The following is a 21,203-nucleotide window of genomic DNA, read 5'->3' as shown; positions in this document are numbered from 1 at the left end:
GCGCATCGCGCGTCTGCTGTCAGACGAGCCAATTGTGGCTTTGAAAAGCCGGGATTGGGAGTGTGTGAGCGGACGGCTTCCCAAGTCCTCACCTGCAATCGATACGGTCCGAATTGGCAGGCTGCGAGGTACATGTCCCGCCTCCAACGACTTCGACACGTCCGCCCCGGGGCTGACGAAGCGAAATCTCAGACTCGCCAGACACATCGGCATAGATCGAGCCTGCACCCCCGACCGTCATCTTCGCGTTCGTCGCGTGCAGCCGTTTTGCGTCGATCGAACCGGCACCTCCGGTCGTGTAGCTCGCCTCACGGGCCGATCCGCCCACCGATATGCCCCCCGCTCCTTTCGTCGCCAACGCGACCTTGCCGACATCGAGCCTGGTAATTTCGATGGACCCTGCCGCTTGCGTCGTTGCGGTGAAACTATCGCCCTTCGGCCCGTTGATTTCGGTCAGCGTCGGTCCGTCGATACTTACGGATGACAGGTTCGGCGTTGAAACGGAGACGTTCACGCCCGCCCCTGGATTCCAACTCCGTTCTGCGCCTTCACGAAAGCGGATCGTGAGAATTCCGTCATCGACCGTTGCGATCACGTCGGAAGTCATCGAGCGGGGCCCGACCAGCGCAACCCGGTTTGGACTATCGCTCACAAAAACGCTCACTTTAAATGCGCCTGTAACCTCCAGCTTGTCGAACTCATCGACAGGTATGGTGACGACTGGAAAGTGTTTGGGATCGCGCTCCCCCGTGGACGCTGAAGCCGCGTCGGATGCCGTTTCGACATCCTGCTTACGCGTTTCGTCGCCAGAAAGTGTAAGGGCGATAGCGGCAGTTGTGAGAAAGATCATCATCAATGCTCCAAGGTACACCAGCCGCCAATGCGTGCTGGATTGCCTAGAAGGGTTAGATCCTGCTGTCGGTTCAACCACCCCAATAGTGCTGGGTCCCATATTATCTGGGGGTGTCGCCTCCGCCTGTCCGAGGATTCGCGCAGCTTCCCGACTGCTCGAAACGCCCAGATGACGCCGCGCTTCACGCAGATGCTCGGTCACGGTGTGGACCGAAATGTCCAGTTCGCGCGCAACCGATTTCGTATCGAAGCCCCCAAGAAGAAGGCGCAAAATCTCCTTCTGCCGTGGAGTTAGTTTTTCAAGGCCGTCGACTCTCATCGATGTGATTATTCCAGAAAATCAAAAGGTCTGCAATTGAGCCGCCAGCGGAAAGTCCCCATTCTAAAACTCGGCGCCACCACTATATCAATGCAATATGATCGAACCTACTTGTAGAACATGACACCTTGGATCGCCCTTGCCATACCGTTGCTCATCGTCGCGTTTCTGTTGTATCGCCGCTACGCGCGTTTGCGGAAGCGCAGGGCGCTTTTGGCGACACCGCTCTCGCCCGAACAGCGTGCGGTGGTTGAGAGGTTAGTGCCGCTTGTAAGACGGATGCCCGAGCCCCTGCGGCTCACACTGGAAGGGAAGATGAACCTGTTCCTCGATCAGATCACTTTCAGGGGCCAGAATGATCTGGAAGTCAGTGACGAAATGCGGCTTTCCATCGCTGCGCAGGCCTGCCTCCTGATCGTCAACAGTCCGGCTTGGTATAATACGCTCAGAAACGTGCTGATCTACCCGTCCGCCTTCCTCACGCATCGCGGGACGCATGACGGCCATCTCGTCCACGATAACAATCATGCGACGCTTGGCGAAAGCTGGGCGCGTGGGCCGGTCATCCTTTCGTGGGACCATGCGCTGCATGGCGGGCTTGATGCTGAGGATGGGCACAACGTTGTGATTCATGAATTTGCGCATCAGTTGGACGGGCTGTCCGGACACACCGATGGCATTCCTATCCTGCGTAAAGGGCAAGCCTATGCCGGATGGGAAACGGCGATGCTCGACGCATATCATGATCACGTGGACCGGCTCGAGCGCGGGGAGTACACCTTGATCGACCCATATGGCGCGACCAACCACGAAGAATTCTTCGCCGAAGCGATTGTCACTTTCTTTGAGAGGCCGCAGGCTCTGCGCCGCGAAGAACCCGCGCTGTATGCCCAATTGGCAGAGTTGCTCGCGCTGGATCCGGCGACATGGGCGTGAATACGCTAAGCTATCGAATCCCCTCGAAAGATGACAACGGCTATTTTCCTACTCACCCGAAACATGGCAAGGCGCGGAGATGATTTGGCAATCAAACTTGCAAAAGGGGCCGCGCTTCCCTGTCCGTCCGGTGAACCTGACTGCGCGTAATCTACTGATATTGTGTGATTTATTTCCACAACACGAAAGTGACACGGTGTCACCTTTGTCCGCTTTTCGGGGTAAGCCATGCCGCTAGTCCTCGCCACTCAAGCCCCCGACGAGCCTGAAATCTTCGCTTCGGTCCAAGGCGAAGGGCCAAGCATGGGTGCGCCTTGCACATTCATCCGCTTGTCCCGCTGCAATCTGGCCTGCGTCTGGTGCGATACGGCCTATACGTGGCATTTTGACGGAGATGCGCGCGCGCACCGCGACGGCGAAACCTTCGACCGCAAAGCCAATCAAGTCACTTTAGACGTCGCGGATGTTGCAGAACGGATCACTGCACTCGGCCAAAACCGCCTAATCATCACCGGCGGCGAACCACTGATGCAAGCCGGACCGCTCGCGGAATTGTTGGAGTTGCTACCGGACTTGACCGTGGAAGTGGAAACCAACGGAACTACCACCGCCCCGCCCCGGCTCGATATCCGGATCGATCAATACAATGTCAGCCCGAAACTGGCGCATAGCGGCAATGCCGCAGAACTGGCACTGATCCCGGAACGACTGCGCAGTTATTCGCTGGACGAGCGGGCCTATTTCAAATTTGTCGTGGCAAGTGAAGATGATGTGGCTGAAGTCGCAGAATTGGTGCGAGCGCATGCTCTACCCAAAAAACGCGTGTTCCTAATGCCCGAGGGCACGGACAGCGAAACCCTGCGTACGCGCGAGAAATGGCTTACACAAAGCTGCCTGGAGCACGGTTTCAGGATGTCCGACCGCCTGCATATTCATCTATTCGGCGACACAAGGGGGACCTGATGAGCTATATTTCCGACACATCACCTGCGCAAAAGATTAGCTTTGTGGTTGGGCTTATCGCGCTCTCGCTAGTCGCGCGGTTTGTCTGGGCAGGCGGCGTCGAAGAGTACTTTAATCCAGCCAAACAAGTGGAAAACCAGATCGTCGAGGTACTGGAGGAGCGCCCAGGTGATCTCGCATTGCTGCGCGCGATGGAAGATTACTTTCCGCTCCAATATGACGAGTTGCTCGAGGCAATGACCTATGTCGCTCAGCGTGACGCGTCTCCAGACGCCGTAAGTCAGGCCGGTAGCGCGCAGCTTGCCCAATTTATGGCCAGCCATCGCACAGATTTTGCTTTGGCGCCGCAACAGTCGCTGGATGCCGTTTTGACCGCCGAGCGCAAACTTCTCGAGGCATTGCGCACCGAAGAACCCGTCTATTGCGCAGACTATCTGTTCGGCACGTTGATTCCGACCGATCCCCTCTCACCGGAAAGCAATCAATTAATGGGCGAAGCGGCCGCGGCGCGGGTTCAAGCAATGGCTGCAGGCCGTGCGGATCAACAATTGCGCATGAAAGCTACACCCCGCGATATCGCGTCACTCTCCGACACGATGCGAGCCGAAGGTGCCAGCGATATGCAGATCGCGGTGCTGTTTGAGAATGGTGATCCCGCCACTCTCAGTTCTGCCGAGCAGTGCGACAGCATGCTGCAGATGCTGCGATCAATGGAAAAGCAACCGGACGCGCGCAGAGCCCTCCTAACGGGAAGTTTGCTCGCGTGGTGAGGTAACTAGACGCCTTGAGCGCGCCAGCGTTGGACAGTGCGGTAGACCGCCTCTTCCTCGCCGCCAGTGCCCGTCCACAGATCCACGAAGCTCGGATCTTCAGACGCCGGTCGTTTGACCTCTTCGAGATTGTCGAAGCTCACGCGGATCGGAATGGCCACACCTTCACCGCAGACAATACATTCGCGGTTGCGAAGTGCGGGAATGGAATCGAGGAAACCGCGCGCACCCTCAGGCATTGCAGCTTTCACGAAGGCTTGGTCGCGGTCATTGTTGAGACGCATCGAGATGATAGTACCGCATTGCGATAGCACGCCTTCCGCCAAATCGGATGGCCGCTGGGTAATCAAACCAAGCGAAATTCCGTATTTTCGGCCCTCTTTCGCGATCCGGCTCAGGATCGAGCCGACCGATGAACCATCGGCATTTGCCTCGTTCGGAACGTAGCGGTGAGCTTCCTCGCAAACGAGCAGGATCGGACGCGTTTTTTCGTCACGGCCCCAGATCGCAAAGTCAAACACAAGACGGCTGAGAACTGCGACAACGGTCGAAGTAATATCGGAAGGAACGCCCGAAACGTCGATGATCGAGATCGGCTTACCTTCGCCCGGCATGCGGAACACTTTGCCGATAAATTCGGCCATCGTGTCACCCACGAGCATGCCCGAGAACATGAATTGGTAACGCGGATCGCTCTTGATCTCTTCGAGCTTATTCTTGATCCGCATGAACGGAGCAGATGATGTCGCCTTGTCGAGCTTGCCCATCTCATTCTGGATTTCGTTGGAAAGGTCGGACAGTAGATAGGGTATCGGCGAATCAACGGTGATCTTGCCAAGGTTCTCAGCAAGACGGTTTTTGGCACGGGCTTTCAGCAGGCAGCGCGCCAGAATGTCCATATCGACCTGACGCTCATTGCCGTCCGAGGTCAGCAAAACTTCGCAATGTTCTTCAAAGTTGAGCAGCCAATATGGCAGATTCAGGTTGCTCACATCGAGAATCTGGCCGTTCGTCTTAAACGCCGCCGAGTACTCGCCATGCGGATCGATCATCACGATATGGCCGTCAGGCGCAGCTTCGCAAATCCGATGCAGGATCAATGCGGCGCTGGTCGATTTACCGGTACCGGTCGACCCGAGCAGCGCAAAGTGCTTGCCCAACATCGCGTCGATATACATGCCGGCGCGGATATCCTTGGTTGGATAGACAGTGCCGATCTGGATATTGGCGCGGCCATCGCTGGCATAGATTTGTTTGAGGTCGGAAGTGGTTGCCGGATAGATCATCGCGCCGGGTACGGGATAGCGGGTAACACCGCGGCGGAATGCGTGGATGCGGCCGGTCAGTTTCTCTTCCTGTCCTTCACCGAGAAAATCGATGTTGGCGAGGACGCCGCCGCCAGCCCGGCGATCTTGCTTCTGATTGCGAACATTGGCCAGCAACCAGCTATCACCAACCCTAATTTTGATCTGGCTACCCACTTGGCCAGCGAGTGCGATCGAAGGATCATCATCCGCCATGCATTGGTTCAGCCGTTCGATATCGATGGCGATTTGCGAACCCGCGCCGGAAATTTCCAGCACCACACCTATCGGCTGACTGGCATTATCCAACGAACCCTTTTGCGGCGCCGACGCAGCGGGCGCCTTTTTCTGGGGCTGTTGAGCGGCTGCTGGCTGACCAGCAGGAGCCACAGCGGCAGGCTTCGCTTGCGCAGCCTGCACCGGTTCGGCTTGCGGCCGTCGAAAATTCTGATTCCCCATATCGCCCATGTCAGCGCCCGTTTCCTAGTTTTGGTTAGGAATGCGCTACTCCGAAATAGGTTAATTTCGCGTCAACTGTGCTCATTGACGACCACAGGAAGCAAAGTGTCAGAACGCGGTTAGATCAGAGCAAATAACCGGCCAGCCATCCACCCCATGAAGATAGAAAAGGCAATCGCCAGCAGGCCGTACATAAAGGACCAGTCCTGCGAGAACTCCTCTACCAGCCGCTCGAAGCCCACTTTCTTCACTTCAACTTCGCTAATGGCCGATGCGATCACCCGGCCGTCAGCGATTGCAAATGTCTCTGCGGTGTAGGTACCGATCTGCACATTGGACGGGAGCGAGATGCGGGCTTGATACAGGACTTGCTCGCTGATCGTTACACCTCCGCTACCTTCTTTGTAGAGTCCCTGACGTTGCCGCAAATCCACCAATCCAGCAGTAAATCGCGCTTGTTCCTCCGGCTCAATCGTGCCGCTCGGAGATAGCTGGATAAAATCGAGACCAAGCTCGTAAATCGCTGCTGTGCGTTCATCGACGATATCTGGGATCGGTGCTGAAGAGGATACGGCAAAGAAGGATGGCGCAGAGCGGAACGCGGTGCTGTCTGCATTCATCCAAATCCCTGCGATCCGTTCCTTCTCTCGCAACTGGATCGGTTGGGTCGGGCCTTTGAGAACCACAACGATATCGTAATCCTGACCAGCCCTTGCACCGCTAGGATCAAGGATCGCGCCGAACAGCAACAGCTCGGTGCCGGTAAAGCCTTGCCGCACTTGCACTTCGTGCTGCGATACTTCGGGGACAAGGATCGGATCGCGCTGAGCGCTTAGTGCCACGAAGCACATGATGAGGAAGAGGATCCGCCTCATAGCGCGGTCACCGAATAAATCTCGGGCGGCTCGTAAGTCAGGCCGAGGAACATGCGCAGCGCTACAACCAGTACGATGGCGGCCAGCACCATGCGCAGCCATTCAGGCTTTACCTTCTGCGCAATCTGAGTGCCCATTTGCGCCCCGGTAACTGATCCGATCAGCAAGAAAGCCGCAAGCACAATATCGACCGCTTGCGTGGTCAGTGCATGCATCATCGTAGTTGCCATAGTGACGAACAGGATGTTGAATAGCGAAGTTCCGACCACAACGCCCGCGCTCATGCCGAGAATGTAAAGCATCGCAGGCACCATGATGAACCCACCGCCAACGCCCATCAGCATCGTTAGGATACCCACAAATACACCGAGGATCAGCGGCGCAAGCGGGGAGATGTACAGGCCCGAACGATAAAACCGCCAACGCAACGGCAGAGCAGTAACGAGCGGGTGGTGACGCCTCTTGGGGGCTTTCTTGGCCTCCTTCACCGCAGATGGACGAATAGCTTCGTAAGCCTCTTTCGCCATCAACGAGCCAATGGTGCCCAGCATTACAACATAGAGAACGTTAATCACCACATCGATCTGGCCAACGGATTCAAGGAAGCGGAACAGCAAGGCGCCGATTCCGGCACCGAATACTCCGCCGACTACGGTCACTCCGCCCAGCTTGTAGTCGACCCCCTTACGCTTGTTATGCGCGAGCACGCCCGAAACGCTTGCACCGGTAACCTGTGTCGATGCGGACGCTGCGGCGACCGTTGGTGGTACTCCGTAAAAGATCAAAAGCGGCGTTGTTAGGAACCCTCCACCAACACCAAACAGGCCAGACAGGACTCCGGTCAGCAAACCTAGTCCGACAATTACCAGCCCGTTGACCGCGAGATTCGCAATGGGGAGGTAGATGTCCATGCCATCGCCCTACCCCACGCAAGCGCCGGATTAAAGGCGAGTCGCGCTAGAAACCGGTCGAAAGTGTAATTGCGAGTCCAGACTGTGGCACAGCATCACCAGCTACGCGGTGACGATAGTCCATAGAGACACGTGCGGGCACGTCGCCTATTGAGACATCAATGCTGGCGGTGGGACCGATATCCAGACGGGCTGCCCCCTTCTGCGCGCCGCCCCAAGTGCCAGCGCCGACGCGGATCTTTGCTAAGTCGAAATTGACAACTTCACGGTCGATCTTTGCCTGCCCATCTACGAAAGGGGTCGCAAAGTCACCGCCGACATAGCCAGCTTGAGCATAGGTTGACACTCGAACTCCAAACGGCGCCTCCAGTGGCGAAATTTCGGTCACCATAAACGCAGCCGGGCGATATTCAGTACGGTTTGCACTTCGACTGACGCGCATCTCGGCATGGGTCGAGACGGGTACTTTGGGAAAGACGCGTGCAGACAGGCCTGCGGCCAGGTCACTATCTCGGCCACCCGATAGCGCAGTGGTTGCGCGGATATAGGCACTGGGTCTGCGCTGGCTGCTGGAAGCAAGTTGATATCGGAGCACAGCACCGGCTTGGCTCCCGCCGTAAGATGCTGGCAAAGGTCCGGCTGTAGGCGCCTGTGTCGAGCTGGGCCGCCAGAACAGCCACCCGTCCAACGACCAGCGATTGACATTGGATTGATCAGTTTCCAACAGCTTCCCTAACGGTGCTGTGGCGCGCGGAGCCGCGTTTTGGTTTAACATTCTGGCAACGGGTTCAGGAACGGGAACATAAGCGAGCGCCGCCATCCATAGTGCTTGATGCGAGGCAAGAGTTGCGGGCTGCCTGGGGTAACGCTTGGTCAATTCGGCTGGCGGTGTATCTATGGAAGCCAGCAATTCCTTCACTGAATGAGGCTTTGATGCGTGGGTCTCTGCGCTGGTTAGAACGGGGCTCGACGTGCTCGTCCTCAGTTCCTGATTGGGTGCCCCAGCCTCCGCAAACACATTGGGCGAATCCAAGGTCGGCCAGTCCGTCGTCAGCGGCGACTGCCACATCATTGTACGCCCTCCGATCCACAGCAGGATCAGCACCCCAAACACCACAATTGGTTGCCCGCGCCGACGCGGCTTATTCGCTGCCCCTGAGCTGGTCATGCCGTCTTACCCTGACGGTGCATCATCGCCGGATGGGCCGAATGCTCGGTCTTATCCCACCGAGGCAATTGGCCTGCGAGCGTTCCGATATACGCGGAAAAGGCCCGCCGACCGGCCATGATGGCGATAATATTAGCGACCGGGATGCGCAGCACGGCTCGCGCACCCTCGCGCCAGCCATATTCTCGGGCAGTGAATGCGAAGCGCCATGCGGCGCGCCATAAGAAGCTAGCGAGGTTGAGCGTCAAAATTATCTTCAAGGCGGATGAGAGTTCTAACGTATGGCCGTATCCGAACTCACTCAACATCCAGCCGATCGCCGATAAGATCAGCAACAAATAGGCCGCTGCAAGCACCAGCGCGAGCAACGGACCTCGCCTGTCGCGCAACCGCATCCACAACTCCGCCGGACGGCCCGACCAACCCAGCCTGTCCCATCCTTGAAACGCAATCCCGTGCACCCAGCGTGTTTTCTGCCGAACCGCCTGGTCGAGCTTGGCAGGAAAGCAAGCGCGCGTCGCGACCAGACTACCATCGCGGTGGCGCATCCGAATGAAGCGCGCTCGTGCCCCAAGATCGGCCGCGCCTATGCCGAGCTCATAGTCCTCGGTCAGACAGTCGGCAGCAAAAGGTCGATGCCCAGCTTTGCCTGCGGCAAGTTGCTCAAAAGCACCGCGAGCAATGGCACAGCCCACGCCTGCCAGCGGCATTCCCGCGCGCAGCGCATCGCGAACGACCATCGCCTTCCCATGCGCTTCGGCGAATTCTTCTTGGTAGTGCCCGGATATCCAGCGTGAGTTTGTGACCGAGATCGGCAAGACCGGCAATTGAACAAGTTCCGCATGATCCATTGTGCGATCCAATAGAGCCAGCGCTGCCGGGTCGACCATGTCCTCCGCATCATGCAAGATCACCATCCGCGCCGGGCTTCCGCCGCGTGCTTCATCTTCGCGCATCGCATCATAGAGTCGGTTCAGGCAATCTGCCTTGGTGCTTGGACCGTCCGCGTCATGGATGACCAGTCTGACACGCGGATCGCCCTTTGCTGCCCAGGTAACCGCCTCCATCGTTTGTGGATCATTGCGATAGCATCCAGCATAAATACGCAACTGCTGCTGCGGCCAAACCGACAAAGCATGTGCAATCGTTGTTCCTACCACAGCCGACTCTTGCCAAGCAGGAATAAACACAGCCCCGATCCCGTGAAGCTCAGGTGTGAGGTCTGCATCGTCCGGAAAGCTTGGCGTCGAAATGCGCCGCGTCAGGCGCAGCCATAGCCACGCCAAGTCGATGCCCAATTCATCAATTGCGCCGATGAGGAAAAACACACCTGCAAACAGCAGAAGTTCGTGTTGAACCAGCACGAGCCATTCCCATGCGGTATAATCCAGCAATGCCCCGACCCCTACAAAAGTGAGGTCCCCATCACAAAACAGCGTATCGGACGCAGGCAGCGCTTGCAACGGACAATGATTTGCCAATATGGGGCACTATCCATGGCCGATAACAGATTACCCATTCGCTCCGTTTTTGCTCCTGTGCGTGCGCTGTTCGTTGGCGACGCTTCGGCAGGCATTCTGCTGATCCTGGTAGCAGCGGCGGCAATGCTCGCGGCAAATTCCGATCTGGCGGGCGAATACAACGCGCTGTTTAACGGCAAATTATCTTGGACACCGATCGGGAAGCTCGACACCCTCCATTATTGGATCAATGATGGTTTGATGGCGATATTCTTCTTCGTCGTCGGGCTTGAAGTGAAGCGGGAAATCATCTGCGGGCAGCTCGCCACGCCAGAACAGCGCCGGCTGCCTATGCTTGCAGCCGTTGCTGGGATGCTCGTCCCAGCTGGGATATACATTCTGATTGCAGGCGGTGATCCGCAGTTGACACGCGGTTGGGCCATTCCAGCCGCAACAGATATTGCCTTTGCGATGGGCGTGCTCGGGTTGCTTGGCAGCCGCGTACCCGCTTCTCTAAGACTGTTCCTACTAACGGTGGCCATCGTTGACGATATCGGCGCGGTGATGGTGATCGCAGTGTTCTACACCGCCAATATCAAGCTGATGTGGGTAGTCGCATCGCTGGTCGTTCTCGGCGTGATGATGCTGATGAACAGGCTGCATGTTAGCCGGATCTTGCCCTATATATTTGTCGCATTGGTCCTGTGGTTCTGCGTTTTGAACTCCGGCGTACACGCGACAATCGCGGGTGTGGTTGCTGCGCTGACCATTCCAATGCACCGCAAAGACGGCAACAGCTTACTTGAAAAACTTGAGCACGGGCTGGCGCCTTGGAGCGCCTATGCGATTGTGCCGATCTTCGGTTTCGCCAATGCTGGTGTCAATCTCGGCGGCATCGGGATGGACGGCATGCTTGCGCCGCTCCCGCTCGCGGTCGCTGCAGGTCTGGTGCTCGGAAAGCAATTGGGCATCTTCACAACGATCTTCGTTGCCGCCAAGATCGGCTTTGCGAAACCACCCAAGGGCGCAAGCTGGGCAGAGATTTGGGGTGTCTCGATCCTATGCGGTATTGGCTTCACCATGTCGTTATTCATCGGCGAACTGGCATTCCCCGACTATCGCGAACTGATTGACGAGGCGAAGATCGGCATTCTTGCTGGCTCAGTTATCTCGGCGATTATGGGATATGTCATCTTGCGTATGACAACCACCCATCCGGACGACCATACAGCCGATCCGGACCCCGCTTAACCGCGCCTACCAGCTTCCGGTGTTTTCCATGCTCGCCCACGGTTCTTGCGGCGGCAGATTGCCTTCTTGAAGCAATTCTATGGAAATCCCGTCGGGTGAGCGAACGAAAGCCATATGCCCGTCACGCGGCGGACGATTGATCGTAACCCCAGCATCCATTAACCGCTGACAGGTCCCATAAATATCATCGACCCGGTAAGCGAGGTGGCCGAAATTGCGCCCGCCATCATATTGCTCGGGCTTGCTGCCATCTTCCGTTGGCCAATTATACGTTAGCTCGACCTCGGCCACGCCTTCTTGGCCCGGCGCGGCGAGAAAGATTAGCGTGAAGCGCCCTGCCTCGCCATCGAAGCGGCGCACTTCCTCCAATCCAATCAGCTTGAAAAAATCGACGGTGGCATCGGGATCGCTGACCCGGATCATGCTGTGAAGATATTTCGTCATTACGTTACAAACTCCATTCGTCGCTATTCAAGCACAGTTCATCGGCATTTCGTCAGAGGAGCAATATCACTAAAGCTCTACGCCGAAAGGCCCAACCGGAAGGACTGTCATGACCGATACTAGCGAACAGGCACACGAAGCCACCTCTTTCTGGGGCGAACAGACGACGCGTCGCTGGCTGATCAGTTCCGCGATTGTATCCATCGGGCTGATCGCTGGCGGTTTCCTGCTGGGAGATGGGTTGGTCCGCGCAAAGGATGCAGACCGCTCGGTGACTGTCCGCGGCTTGGACGAGCGCGAAGTGCTGGCCGACCTGGCCACGTGGACCATCTCATACTCGTCCACTGCCGGTGATCTTCAGGCCGCCCAATCCGCAGTCGACTCCGATAGCCAATCGATCAAAGCCTTCTTCAAAGACATCGGTTTTCCGGAAGACGCTCTGCAACCGACCGGCGTGAATGTGTCCTACTACTCGGATCGCGGCGTAGGTCGTTACACCGTCCGCCAGCGGATGACTTTGCGCACCAAAGACATCGAGCGCGCGCAAGATGCGGTAAAGCGGCAAGTTGAACTCGTGCGGCGCGGCGTCGTGCTCGAGGACGGTTCAGGCATGTCCTACACTTTCACAGGTCTGGACGAGATCAAACCCGAAATGGTGGCCGAAGCGACCAAAGATGCGCGAGCCGCCGCAGAACAATTCGCTAAAGACAGCGGCGCCGATGTCGGATCAATCCGCAAGGCTACGCAAGGCTATTTCTCGATCAATGCACGCGATGGCGAATCCGGCGGATGGGGTGTCAGCGACACACCCTACAAAAAGGTTCGTGTGGTCACGACCGTCGATTTCTCTCTCGACTAAGCCTGCACCACATAAAAAGAACCCGCGCTTCCCCCTTGAAAGCGCGGGTTCTAACTTACTCAGCCGGAGCTGCTTAGGCTTGCGCCTTAGAAGCTGGCGCTGAGTGTGAAGACTACTGCATCGTCGACGAAGTCATATGCGCCCACGGGAATGTCTCCCTCAGCCCCGGTGTATGCGATACCCAGTGACAAAGGTGTGTCAGGGATCGCCGCTTCTGCGCCAATCGACCAGTCAAACGCTTTGCTGTCGTTGGTGAATGTCAGGAAACCATCTGTGTAACCGACATGGCCGGTCAGAGAGATGGGTGTGCCCGGAAGGCCAACGCCAAGATCAGCGTAGATGTAGGTGTTGTCGGTTCCGCCAAGCGAATCCTGCTTTGGCGCATAGGCAGCACCAACAGTCGCTTCAGCAGGTCCGAAAGAGAAACCGACCGAACCGTAAAATTCGGTATAGTCGAAGTCGCCTGGACCAGCGTCTGGATAGATGTATTGGATTGCGCCAACATCGATCGACACGCCTTCGGCGACATCGCCGCTCCAGCCGCCATAAATATCGAGCTCGGTGCTACCGAAACCGACCGTGGTTTCATCAAGCGAGGAGGCCCAAGTTCCGATGTAAAAGCCCGATTCGTGTGCAACATCGACACCGCCTTGGATGGCAAGTTCGCCACCAGACAGATCGACACCGCGGAAACGGTATTCACTGGTCATGGCGACATTGGCCGTGACTTCGATTGGACCGGATTCTTCTTCCTCATCCTGCGCATAGGCAGGAACCGAAGAAAGTGCAGCACAGGCTGCGAGAGTTGCGGCGGTAAGACCGCGAATGGACGTAAGCATAGCCAAATTCCTTGGTTGGTGAACAGTGCTACGTCCCACCTGCAATTTACCGGCCGCCTCTTTTTGATGTGCGATCTCGTGTAAATCTGAAACAAACTTGCCGTGTGATGCTGCGCCGCACAAGAGAATTAAACTGAGTCCAGCGAAAGTCAGCGTTTGTGTGGACTTTTTGCATCAGGTGCGCCGTCGATACGCACCATTACACCGATTGCAGCCTGTCCCGTCTGCCCCTATGTCGCACAGCATCACACGATACGCTTACACCCTCGCCTAAGGCCCCATGTTAAAACCAATTCTCAAAATCTTTAACGGCAAGGCCAAGAAGAAGCGCGCCTGCGTACCCGACGGCGAGCGCCTGTATGTCATTGGTGACATTCATGGTCGGCTTGATCTGTTTGACGCTTTGGTGCGCGCTATTGAGGAAGACGACAAGCAATCGGGCGAAGCCGAAACCACAATCATCTTGTTGGGTGATCTGGTTGATCGCGGCCCTCACAGCGCGGGCGTGATCCAACTGGCACAACTGTGGGAAGAGTATCGCGCCATCCGCTACCTCTTCGGCAATCATGAAGAGATGTTTCTCGACTCTTTCGATGATCTGGAAGTCATGCGCCATTTCCTGAAGCATGGCGGACGCGAAACCATTTTGAGTTACGGCGTGAGCGAGAAGCAGTTCAACAATTCTTCAACCGAAGAGTTGCAGAATCTGATGATCGACAAGGTTCCAAAGAGCGACCGAAAATTCCTCAAGAGCTTCGAGGATATGATCATCGTCGGCGATTACCTGTTCGTCCATGCGGGTATCAATCCTAACCGCGCACTGGATGATCAAAAACCGCGCGAGCTTCGCTGGATTCGCGATAAATTTCTCGATCATAAGGATCGGCATTCACATATCGTGGTTCACGGGCATACGATCACTGAAGAGATTGAAGAGCGTAAGAACCGTATCGGAATCGACACTGGCGCTTACAAATTTGGCACATTGACCGCGCTCGTCCTAGAAGGCGACACACGCCGCTACATTCAGGCGGTCGAGAAAAAGAAAAAGGGCGGTGCAAAGATCGTCCATTTGCAGGCGACAGACGAGGGCTAATGATGGGGGATACACAGCCATGAAAATCGCAATGGTCGGATCAGGCTATGTAGGCTTGGTCTCGGGCGCGTGTTTCGCTGATTTCGGACATGAGGTGGTCTGCATCGACAAGGATCAATCCAAGATCGATCGCCTACATGATGGTGTAATGCCGATTTATGAGCCGGGACTGGCTGAGCTGGTCGGAACGAACGTCAAAGCTGGTCGCCTGTCCTTCACCACTGATTTGGCTGAGGGAATCAAGGATGCCTCAGCGATCTTCATCGCCGTTGGCACGCCAAGCCGCCGCGGTGACGGCCATGCCGACCTGTCATTTGTCTATGCCGTCGCCAAAGAAGTTGGCGCGAATCTGGCAAATGATGCTGTTGTCGTGACCAAATCCACTGTGCCGGTCGGGACCGGTGACGAGGTTGAACGTATTCTCAGCGATAGCGGCACTTCGCATAAGGTTGCTGTCGTCTCCAATCCAGAATTCCTGCGTGAAGGCGCAGCCATCGGTGACTTTAAACGGCCTGACCGGATTGTGATCGGTGCCGAGAACGAGTTTGGCCGCGAGATCATGCGCGAAGTTTATCGCCCGCTGTTCCTCAACGAATCTCCGATCCTGTTCACTAGCCGCCGCAGTGCTGAGCTAATCAAATACGCTGCCAACGCCTTCCTCGCGACCAAGATCACTTTCATCAATGAGATGGCCGATCTGTGCGAAAAAGTCGGTGCAAACGTACAAGATGTCAGCCGCGGTATCGGCAGCGATGGACGCATTGGTCCGAAATTTCTCAACGCCGGCCCGGGCTATGGCGGTTCATGTTTCCCGAAAGACACGCTGGCACTGCTCAAGACAGCTGAGGATTACGAAAGCCCTGTCCGCATTGTTGAAGCGGTAGTCAAAACCAATGACACGCGCAAACGGGCGATGGGCCGCAAAGTCGTCGACGCATTGGGCGGTCCAGACGAAGCACGCGGCAAGAAAGTCGCGCTGCTCGGCCTGACCTTCAAACCAAACACTGACGATATGCGCGACAGTCCCGCAATTGCCATTGCGCAAACGCTGCACGATGCGGGCGTCAACGTGGCTGCCTATGATCCTGAAGGAATGGAGATCGCTGCGCCGCTCATGCCCGAAGTCGCGATGAAGGATGATCCTTATGCGGCAATCGACGGAGCAGATGCAATCGCAATCGTGACCGAATGGGATGCGTTCCGCGCACTCGATTTAGCTCGGGTCAAAGAACTCGCCAAAGCGCCAGTTCTTGTCGATCTACGCAATATCTATCAGCCGGATGACGTCCGGACGGCAGGCTTCGAATATTCAAGCATCGGTCGGGCTTAAGACCGGGGGCCTTAAACACTCAGCCAATGCTGACGATCGGCCCGCCCGCTTAGCTTTCGAAGACAGCTGAACACGATGATCAGGGCCGATATACCAGTGGCGACGGCAATCAGCACATACTCCTGTCCGCCTTTGAAATAGATCGCCAGCATCGCCCACAGGATCACCACGGTGTACCAAGGATTTCCGCGGCTGCCGGTCACTGCCGCAGATCCAATCAGTCCGGCCACCAGTACAATCGCCGCCGCGAGCATCGGATAGGAACCGCCCGCGCCGACACCGTGATATTTGAGCGCAGCCGTGATGTTTACGGTCGATGCGACGGTTAGCCATGCCGCCAATGCACTGAAGGTCAGCGCAGCGATCCATCTTTCACCTCTTGTGAACGGCTTTGCCCACTTAACCAGAACTCGCAGTGTTGCCAGCAGACAGACCAACGAAAACAGAATGATGACAGCCGAAATCACGGTTAGATTATAGAACTGCGTGTAGGTCGCCCAAAGACCGTTCGCTGCCGTTGCACCTGCCGTATACCAGCCAATACGGTCTAGCAGTACGTTGTCGCGTTGCCCGGGAAGCGCTTGCCACACAGCGTAAATGGCGCAACCAAGAAACAATGGCCCCCAAATCGCAAAGGCCCATCCCGAGGGTACCACCAGCGTTCGGATTGCGTCGGATCGCTGACCAATCGGTTCGCCCAACCCCAAGTTTGGTAAGAAGGTCGCTCCGATTTGCCAAGCAACGGCGAGAATAATGGCAAGGACCTGGAGAGCGCTGCGAGTGATCGGGATTGAAGTTTGCATAGGGTCGAAACCGACCGAGAACGTGTCGGTTCCGCGAAACTAAGGCCTGATATGAAAATCCGCCAAATTGGGCGTCTGCATTTCCTCCGCAAAACGGCTGAAACTCCAAGGATACGATGCCACCCTACCCTGTTTATCGAAGTACCAACTATCGCAACCCGAGACCCAGATGGTGCCGTTCATCGCCTCACGCAGCTCAGCATTGTACGCGTCGGTCACATCTGGTTTGGGCTCGACCGTTCCACTAATGCTCGCTTCTTTGATCAGCGAAACGACATATTTGGCCTGATGCTCCGCAGTCATCAGATAGGAGAAATTGCCAATCGGACTGTTCGGACCGCCAATCATGAACCAGTTGGGGAAGCCCGGCACCGCGACCGAACGATAGGCATAATTTCCGTCGGCCCATTCTTCTGCCAACACGCGACCATCACGCCCGGCAATATGCATTGGGTGACACAGGCTGTGCGCGTGAAAACCGGTGGCGTAGATGAGATAATCGAGTTCATGCAGAGAGCCATCTTCCATCCGCACACCGTTTTGCTCGACCTTGCTGATGGCGCCGGTTTCCAGCGTTGCGTTAGGCCTTTGGATCGCTTCATAGAAACTGTCAGACAGCACCAAGCGTTTGCATCCGACGGCATAGTCGGGCGTCAGCTTCGCGCGCAGTTCCGGGTCGGTGACGCTCGTCCGTAAATTCTCCTCACACGCCTCCGCCATGTGTTCATACGCCTCGGGATTGTGGCCCGACACTGCATCGCCAAACACTTCGTTAAACCGGCCTGCAAGGTAGTGATAATAGCCGTCCATCTTGGCCGGATCATCGCGATATTCCTGCCGCTTCTCCTCTGCAATCGGATAGTTGGGCAGCGGCATGATCCACTGTGCTGTCCGCTGGAACAGGGTGAGCGACTGTACGTGATCAGCTAAGGTCGCAGTGATCTGTGTACCGGTTGATCCGCTGCCTATAACTCCCACCCGTTTGCCCGTCAGATCAGTCGCGTCATCCCACTGCGCCGAATGGCACGATCGGCCTAGGAAGCTCTCGATCCCGTCTATATTGGGCATTTTCGGATGATGCAGCGCTCCGCTGGCCGAAATAACTGCATCGAAGTGCCCGTAGGGACCTTTGCTGGTTTCCACTTCCCAACCACCGTCGGCGAATTGCACCTTGGTAACTTCATGGTTGAAAGCTATTTTCTCGAACGCGCCGATCTGTTTTGCGACGTCGCGCATATACGCTTGGATCTCTGCCCCCGGCGAGCAGCGCCGCGTCCATTCAGCGTTCGGCGCAAACGTGAAGCGATAGAGGTGCGACGGGACATCACACGCCACACCCGGATAGCGATTATCGCGCCATGTTCCGCCAAGGTCGTCGCTCTTTTCGAACAGTGTGAAATCGGCAAAGCCTGCCTGCTTCAGATAGTAAGCTGCGGCAATGCCCGATGCTCCAGACCCGATTATGGCGACACGCATCAGCTTGCCTTGCCGTAGAGCACTTTAGCAATCAACACTGCCGCGACTGCACCTGCCAACTGCGCGAGGATAAAGCCCGCGACATCAACCGGAGCGATTCCGGCGAAAGTATTGCTCAGGCTACGCGCCACTGTAATCGCTGGATTCGCAAAGCTGGTCGAAGAGGTGAACCAGTAAGCCGCGCTGATATAGAGGCCGACGCTGGCGGGCACCCATGCGGCGTTCACTCTGATTGTGCCCAATATGGTCAGGACAAGGCCGAACGTTGCGATAAATTCGCCGAGCCATTGCCCAGCACCGGTGCGCGGCTTGAGCGAATATTGCATCAGCGGCTGGTCAAACATCACATGCGCCGCCCACACCCCGATTATGCCCGCAATCAACTGTACAGCGACGAACAGCAGCGCTTCTTTCGTTGCGATCTCTCCGCGGATCCGGAATGCTAAGGTGACCGCAGGATTGAAATGCGCCCCCGAAATCGGCCCGAGCATTGCAATCAACACCGCGAGGATTGCGCCAGTTGCGATTGTATTGCCGAGCAGCGCTATGGCGACGTTCCCGCCAGCCAGCGTTTCAGCCATGATCCCTGAGCCGATTACACAGGCGAATAGGAAGAAGCTCCCAATCGCTTCGGCCAACAATCTCCGACTCATGAAAGAACCCCCACTCTCGCCAACGCTGTGTTGGGATAGTGGGGGTTCGCCGAGGGACAAAGCCCAAATTGCGTTATAACGCGGTTATTCGCCGCCGATGTCTTCCAGTGTTTCACCCGGCGAAAGAATGTAACGCCAGATCAGCGCGCCAATCGCCGCACCGATCAGCGGGGCAACCCAGAACAACCAAAGCTGCGAAACCGCACCTGTTTCAGCGTAGAACGCAACGCTGGTTGACCGCGCAGGATTGACCGAAGTATTGGTCACCGGGATCGAGATCAAATGGATCAGAGTCAGCGACAAGCCGATAGAAATCGGCGCAAAACCGCCGGGAACCGCTTTCGATGTCGAACCGAGAATCACGATCAAGAAACCAGCCGTCAGGATGATTTCGATCAGTAGTGCTGCCGTCATCGAATAGCCGCCCGGTGACAGATCACCAAAGCCGTTCGATGCAAAGCCGCCCGCGCTCCAGCCATCCATCCCCGACGCAATCACGAACAGGCACGCTGCCGCCACAAACGAGCCGAAAAGCTGTGCAACCCAATAGGGAATCAAATCACCCCAAGAAAAGCGATTACCCAAAGCCAGTCCCAGCGAAACGGCGGGGTTAAAATGCCCGCCTGAAATGCCGCCCACAGCATAGGCCATAGTCAGAACCGTCAGACCGAATGCCAGCGATACACCAGCGAAACCGATACCCAACTCCGGAAAACCCGCAGCCAGAACGGCCGAGCCACACCCGCCAAATACCAGCCAGAATGTACCGAATGCCTCGGCACCTAATTTACGCATCATAGTAGTCCCTCTCCTGATTTTTCAGCGGAAATATGCGGCATTTCGATCGAGAATACAAATTTGACGTCATGGCATCATAAATGAGGGAAATCGCCAGGGGGCCTGTAAGCCGGGTTCTGTCTTGCGGGTGGTTTCCCCCCTCATTTCTGTGGGTGGACCCGATCCGCAAGGGCAGCCATTCCTCTAGGCCGTATGTTGCCACACGGCTCAAGCAGCCAACCCGGGCGGTCGATGCGAAACGCATCTGCCTCAAGCCTAGGCTCTTGGCGCGCCGCCCCTATTTGGCCTTGCTCCAGGTGGGGTTTACCATGCCGTTCCCGTTGCCGGTCACGCGGTGCGCTCTTACCGCACCCTTTCACCCTTACCGAACGAGTTCGGCGGTTTGCTCTCTGTGGCACTATCCCTTGACCTCGCCATCTTGCGATATTGAAGCCCGGCGGGCGTTACCCGCCACCCTTGTTTCGTGGAGCCCGGACTTTCCTCGGTATCCTAAAATAACGCGGCTGCCCGGCCCCCTGGCGGAAGCTCTCTAAGCCGAGGGCATTGGAATGGGAAGTGTTTGCATTTATGCCGCTGCCGTTTCCTCATCAATTAACCACAAGGCGTTTGCCTCTTTCAGCGCCGCTTCGCGAATCTCATCAGCCATCGCATTTCCGGGCAAAGCCCTAGCAACCACCATCCCGCCGACACACAGCGCTGCTAGCGAAAGAGCACGCTCACGCCTACCGTCACCCTCGTCTGGCAGATTGTGCTCGAATAGACCCACCATGCCCTGCAACAACGCATGATAGCTTGACCGCACTTGCGGCCCCGCTCTGGCCACATCGGTCGCATAGGCGATCATCGGGCATTGGCCGTCAGTATCATCCAGATGCTCTGCTGAGAGATATGAGTTGACCATTCGCCGCGCCATTTCCACTTGTCCGGCTGTGGGATCAACACCAGCATCCTCACGCCAGATCGCGCCGCGGCCATTGAGGAAGCTCGCCGTAGCGGCTGCGAAGACCTCCTCCTTGTTCTGAAAATGCGCATAAAATCCGCCACGCGTTAGGTTCGCCTCCGCCATCAACTGGTCGATTGTCACATGGTCAAAGCCATGCCGGTTGAACAGAATACGTGCCGCTTCGATGATCCGCGCTCGGACTGCTGATTTATGTTCTTTTGAATATGGCATCGATATGTCCTGAGTGCTGAGTAGGCATCGCTATCATACATCTAAATATGTTCTTGAACATATTTAGATCGGCGTCAGTTTGCACGTGAGCTGTCCCCCTGACGGCTTTGATTCACCACTTTATAAGGAACTGACTATGCCAAAATTTGCATTCATTTATCGCGACGCCAATCCACCATCCTCACCCGAGGAAGGCCAAGCGCACATGGAAGCTTGGAGAGCATGGAGCAGCGGCCTCGGCGATGCTTTGATTGATCCGGGCATGCCGTTCTCTCAAATGGTTCGCGTCGACAAAAATGGCATCGAAAAATGGGAAGGCGATGTTCCGTTGAACGGCGTCAGCGTGGTTGAAGTTGCGACTTGCGAAGAAGCGGGTGCAATGGCTGCATCCTGTCCGCATCTCAATCTCGGCGGAGATATTATCGTTGCCGAGGGCATGGATATGGAGATGTAGAAACTACCG

Annotated in this window: 21 protein-coding genes and 1 other RNA gene; 8 read left to right on the top strand and 14 right to left on the bottom strand. The window is 56.5% G+C overall.

Annotated features, from left to right (window positions below; genetic code table 11):
* Nucleotides 1–88: 88 nt before the first annotated feature.
* Nucleotides 89–1,171: a DUF2807 domain-containing protein gene (locus J9777_RS14615; RefSeq protein ID WP_280842168.1), complete on the bottom strand. Its 1,083-nt coding sequence runs from the start codon at nt 1,169–1,171 to the stop codon at nt 89–91.
* 120 nt (nt 1,172–1,291) lie between these two features.
* Here J9777_RS14615 and J9777_RS01045 point away from each other — a divergent pair, with 120 nt between their 5' ends.
* From J9777_RS01045 to J9777_RS01035, 3 genes are all read left to right on the top strand, one after another.
* Nucleotides 1,292–2,107 (top strand): M90 family metallopeptidase, encoded by an 816-nt coding sequence (locus J9777_RS01045; protein ID WP_209346954.1) that lies wholly within the window; start codon nt 1,292–1,294, stop codon nt 2,105–2,107.
* A 228-nt stretch (nt 2,108–2,335) separates the two neighbouring features.
* Nucleotides 2,336–3,070, top strand: coding sequence for a 7-carboxy-7-deazaguanine synthase QueE (locus tag J9777_RS01040; RefSeq protein WP_209346953.1), 735 nt, complete (start codon nt 2,336–2,338; stop codon nt 3,068–3,070).
* Entirely contained in the window at nt 3,070–3,840 is a 771-nt protein-coding gene (locus tag J9777_RS01035; protein WP_209346952.1) for a hypothetical protein, read from the top strand. Before J9777_RS01040 ends, J9777_RS01035 begins: the two co-directional genes overlap by 1 nt.
* A 5-nt stretch (nt 3,841–3,845) precedes the next feature.
* On the opposite strand, the gene J9777_RS01030 is transcribed toward J9777_RS01035, so the two are convergent.
* From J9777_RS01030 to J9777_RS01010, 5 genes are all read right to left on the bottom strand, one after another.
* The gene (locus tag J9777_RS01030; protein WP_245228462.1) at nt 3,846–5,612 is read right to left on the bottom strand and encodes an ATP-binding protein; all 1,767 of its coding nucleotides are present in this window, start codon (nt 5,610–5,612) and stop codon (nt 3,846–3,848) included.
* A 110-nt stretch (nt 5,613–5,722) separates the two neighbouring features.
* Entirely contained in the window at nt 5,723–6,478 is a 756-nt protein-coding gene (locus J9777_RS01025) for a TIGR02186 family protein (RefSeq protein WP_209346951.1), read from the bottom strand.
* Complete coding sequence (locus J9777_RS01020) at nt 6,475–7,389, bottom strand: sulfite exporter TauE/SafE family protein (protein WP_209346950.1); 915 nt, start codon at nt 7,387–7,389, stop codon at nt 6,475–6,477. Before J9777_RS01020 ends, J9777_RS01025 begins: the two co-directional genes overlap by 4 nt.
* Nucleotides 7,390–7,435: 46 nt before the next feature.
* Nucleotides 7,436–8,557, bottom strand: coding sequence for a hypothetical protein (locus J9777_RS01015; RefSeq protein WP_209346949.1), 1,122 nt, complete (start codon nt 8,555–8,557; stop codon nt 7,436–7,438).
* Nucleotides 8,554–9,951, bottom strand: coding sequence for a glycosyl transferase family protein (locus J9777_RS01010; protein ID WP_209346948.1), 1,398 nt, complete (start codon nt 9,949–9,951; stop codon nt 8,554–8,556). The genes J9777_RS01015 and J9777_RS01010 overlap by 4 nt, the downstream gene beginning before the upstream one ends.
* Before the next feature lie 102 nt (nt 9,952–10,053).
* Between J9777_RS01010 and nhaA the strand changes: the two genes are divergently transcribed.
* Nucleotides 10,054–11,268 carry a Na+/H+ antiporter NhaA gene (gene nhaA / locus J9777_RS01005; RefSeq protein ID WP_209346947.1) on the top strand — a complete coding sequence of 405 codons (1,215 nt, stop codon included), beginning with the start codon at nt 10,054–10,056 and terminating at the stop codon, nt 11,266–11,268.
* A gap of 6 nt (nt 11,269–11,274) precedes the next feature.
* Here the strand turns inward: nhaA and J9777_RS01000 are convergent, their stop codons facing one another.
* On the bottom strand, nt 11,275–11,712 hold the full coding sequence (locus J9777_RS01000; protein WP_209346946.1) for a VOC family protein: 438 nt from the start codon (nt 11,710–11,712) through the stop codon (nt 11,275–11,277).
* A 109-nt stretch (nt 11,713–11,821) separates the two neighbouring features.
* On the opposite strand from J9777_RS01000, the gene J9777_RS00995 reads away from it, so the two are divergent.
* Nucleotides 11,822–12,571 carry an SIMPL domain-containing protein gene (locus J9777_RS00995; protein WP_209346945.1) on the top strand — a complete coding sequence of 250 codons (750 nt, stop codon included), beginning with the start codon at nt 11,822–11,824 and terminating at the stop codon, nt 12,569–12,571.
* Between the two features lie 86 nt (nt 12,572–12,657).
* Here the strand turns inward: J9777_RS00995 and J9777_RS00990 are convergent, their stop codons facing one another.
* Nucleotides 12,658–13,410, bottom strand: a complete 753-nt coding sequence (locus J9777_RS00990) for a TorF family putative porin (protein ID WP_209346944.1) — start codon at nt 13,408–13,410, stop codon at nt 12,658–12,660.
* 280 nt (nt 13,411–13,690) lie between these two features.
* Here J9777_RS00990 and J9777_RS00985 point away from each other — a divergent pair, with 280 nt between their 5' ends.
* A complete protein-coding gene (locus J9777_RS00985; RefSeq protein ID WP_209346943.1) occupies nt 13,691–14,506 on the top strand; it encodes a metallophosphoesterase family protein in 816 nt (271 codons plus the stop codon).
* A 19-nt stretch (nt 14,507–14,525) separates the two neighbouring features.
* On the top strand, nt 14,526–15,836 hold the full coding sequence (locus J9777_RS00980) for a UDP-glucose/GDP-mannose dehydrogenase family protein (RefSeq protein WP_209346942.1): 1,311 nt from the start codon (nt 14,526–14,528) through the stop codon (nt 15,834–15,836).
* Between the two features lie 11 nt (nt 15,837–15,847).
* Here the strand turns inward: J9777_RS00980 and J9777_RS00975 are convergent, their stop codons facing one another.
* From J9777_RS00975 to J9777_RS00950, 6 genes are all read right to left on the bottom strand, one after another.
* A complete protein-coding gene (locus J9777_RS00975; RefSeq protein ID WP_209346941.1) occupies nt 15,848–16,639 on the bottom strand; it encodes a hypothetical protein in 792 nt (263 codons plus the stop codon).
* Nucleotides 16,640–16,678: 39 nt separating this feature from the next.
* On the bottom strand, nt 16,679–18,115 hold the full coding sequence (locus tag J9777_RS00970) for an NAD(P)/FAD-dependent oxidoreductase (protein WP_209346940.1): 1,437 nt from the start codon (nt 18,113–18,115) through the stop codon (nt 16,679–16,681).
* The gene (locus J9777_RS00965; protein WP_209346939.1) at nt 18,115–18,768 is read right to left on the bottom strand and encodes an MIP/aquaporin family protein; all 654 of its coding nucleotides are present in this window, start codon (nt 18,766–18,768) and stop codon (nt 18,115–18,117) included. The genes J9777_RS00970 and J9777_RS00965 overlap by 1 nt, the downstream gene beginning before the upstream one ends.
* Nucleotides 18,769–18,852: 84 nt before the next feature.
* Nucleotides 18,853–19,566, bottom strand: a complete 714-nt coding sequence (aqpZ, locus tag J9777_RS00960; protein ID WP_209346938.1) for an aquaporin Z — start codon at nt 19,564–19,566, stop codon at nt 18,853–18,855.
* A gap of 89 nt (nt 19,567–19,655) precedes the next feature.
* Nucleotides 19,656–20,085, bottom strand: an RNA gene (gene rnpB, locus J9777_RS00955) — RNase P RNA component class A.
* Between the two features lie 46 nt (nt 20,086–20,131).
* Nucleotides 20,132–20,740, bottom strand: coding sequence for a TetR/AcrR family transcriptional regulator (locus tag J9777_RS00950; RefSeq protein WP_209346937.1), 609 nt, complete (start codon nt 20,738–20,740; stop codon nt 20,132–20,134).
* Between the two features lie 136 nt (nt 20,741–20,876).
* On the opposite strand from J9777_RS00950, the gene J9777_RS00945 reads away from it, so the two are divergent.
* A complete protein-coding gene (locus tag J9777_RS00945; protein ID WP_209346936.1) occupies nt 20,877–21,194 on the top strand; it encodes a hypothetical protein in 318 nt (105 codons plus the stop codon).
* Nucleotides 21,195–21,203 lie beyond the last annotated feature (9 nt).

It is taken from the genome of Pontixanthobacter sp. CEM42 (assembly GCF_017812015.1).
In the GTDB taxonomy this organism is placed as follows: Bacteria; Pseudomonadota; Alphaproteobacteria; order Sphingomonadales; family Sphingomonadaceae; genus Pontixanthobacter.
Note: the sequence above shows the minus strand (reverse complement) of the source record. Positions and strands in the feature narration are given on the sequence as shown.

Coding starts and splice junctions, on each gene's coding strand:
- aqpZ (WP_209346938.1), bottom strand. CDS start 19,566: ATGATGCGTAAATTAGGTGCCGAGGCATTCGGTACATTCTGGCTGGTA.
- J9777_RS01030 (WP_245228462.1), bottom strand. CDS start 5,612: ATGGGCGATATGGGGAATCAGAATTTTCGACGGCCGCAAGCCGAACCG.
- J9777_RS01045 (WP_209346954.1), top strand. CDS start 1,292: ATGACACCTTGGATCGCCCTTGCCATACCGTTGCTCATCGTCGCGTTT.
- J9777_RS00985 (WP_209346943.1), top strand. CDS start 13,691: ATGTTAAAACCAATTCTCAAAATCTTTAACGGCAAGGCCAAGAAGAAG.
- J9777_RS00995 (WP_209346945.1), top strand. CDS start 11,822: ATGACCGATACTAGCGAACAGGCACACGAAGCCACCTCTTTCTGGGGC.
- J9777_RS01035 (WP_209346952.1), top strand. CDS start 3,070: ATGAGCTATATTTCCGACACATCACCTGCGCAAAAGATTAGCTTTGTG.
- J9777_RS00975 (WP_209346941.1), bottom strand. CDS start 16,639: ATGCAAACTTCAATCCCGATCACTCGCAGCGCTCTCCAGGTCCTTGCC.
- J9777_RS01025 (WP_209346951.1), bottom strand. CDS start 6,478: ATGAGGCGGATCCTCTTCCTCATCATGTGCTTCGTGGCACTAAGCGCT.
- nhaA (WP_209346947.1), top strand. CDS start 10,054: ATGGCCGATAACAGATTACCCATTCGCTCCGTTTTTGCTCCTGTGCGT.
- J9777_RS00980 (WP_209346942.1), top strand. CDS start 14,526: ATGAAAATCGCAATGGTCGGATCAGGCTATGTAGGCTTGGTCTCGGGC.
- J9777_RS01000 (WP_209346946.1), bottom strand. CDS start 11,712: ATGACGAAATATCTTCACAGCATGATCCGGGTCAGCGATCCCGATGCC.
- J9777_RS00970 (WP_209346940.1), bottom strand. CDS start 18,115: ATGCGTGTCGCCATAATCGGGTCTGGAGCATCGGGCATTGCCGCAGCT.
- J9777_RS01040 (WP_209346953.1), top strand. CDS start 2,336: ATGCCGCTAGTCCTCGCCACTCAAGCCCCCGACGAGCCTGAAATCTTC.
- J9777_RS01015 (WP_209346949.1), bottom strand. CDS start 8,557: ATGACCAGCTCAGGGGCAGCGAATAAGCCGCGTCGGCGCGGGCAACCA.
- J9777_RS00990 (WP_209346944.1), bottom strand. CDS start 13,410: ATGCTTACGTCCATTCGCGGTCTTACCGCCGCAACTCTCGCAGCCTGT.
- J9777_RS14615 (WP_280842168.1), bottom strand. CDS start 1,171: ATGAGAGTCGACGGCCTTGAAAAACTAACTCCACGGCAGAAGGAGATT.
- J9777_RS00950 (WP_209346937.1), bottom strand. CDS start 20,740: ATGCCATATTCAAAAGAACATAAATCAGCAGTCCGAGCGCGGATCATC.
- J9777_RS01020 (WP_209346950.1), bottom strand. CDS start 7,389: ATGGACATCTACCTCCCCATTGCGAATCTCGCGGTCAACGGGCTGGTA.
- J9777_RS00945 (WP_209346936.1), top strand. CDS start 20,877: ATGCCAAAATTTGCATTCATTTATCGCGACGCCAATCCACCATCCTCA.
- J9777_RS00965 (WP_209346939.1), bottom strand. CDS start 18,768: ATGAGTCGGAGATTGTTGGCCGAAGCGATTGGGAGCTTCTTCCTATTC.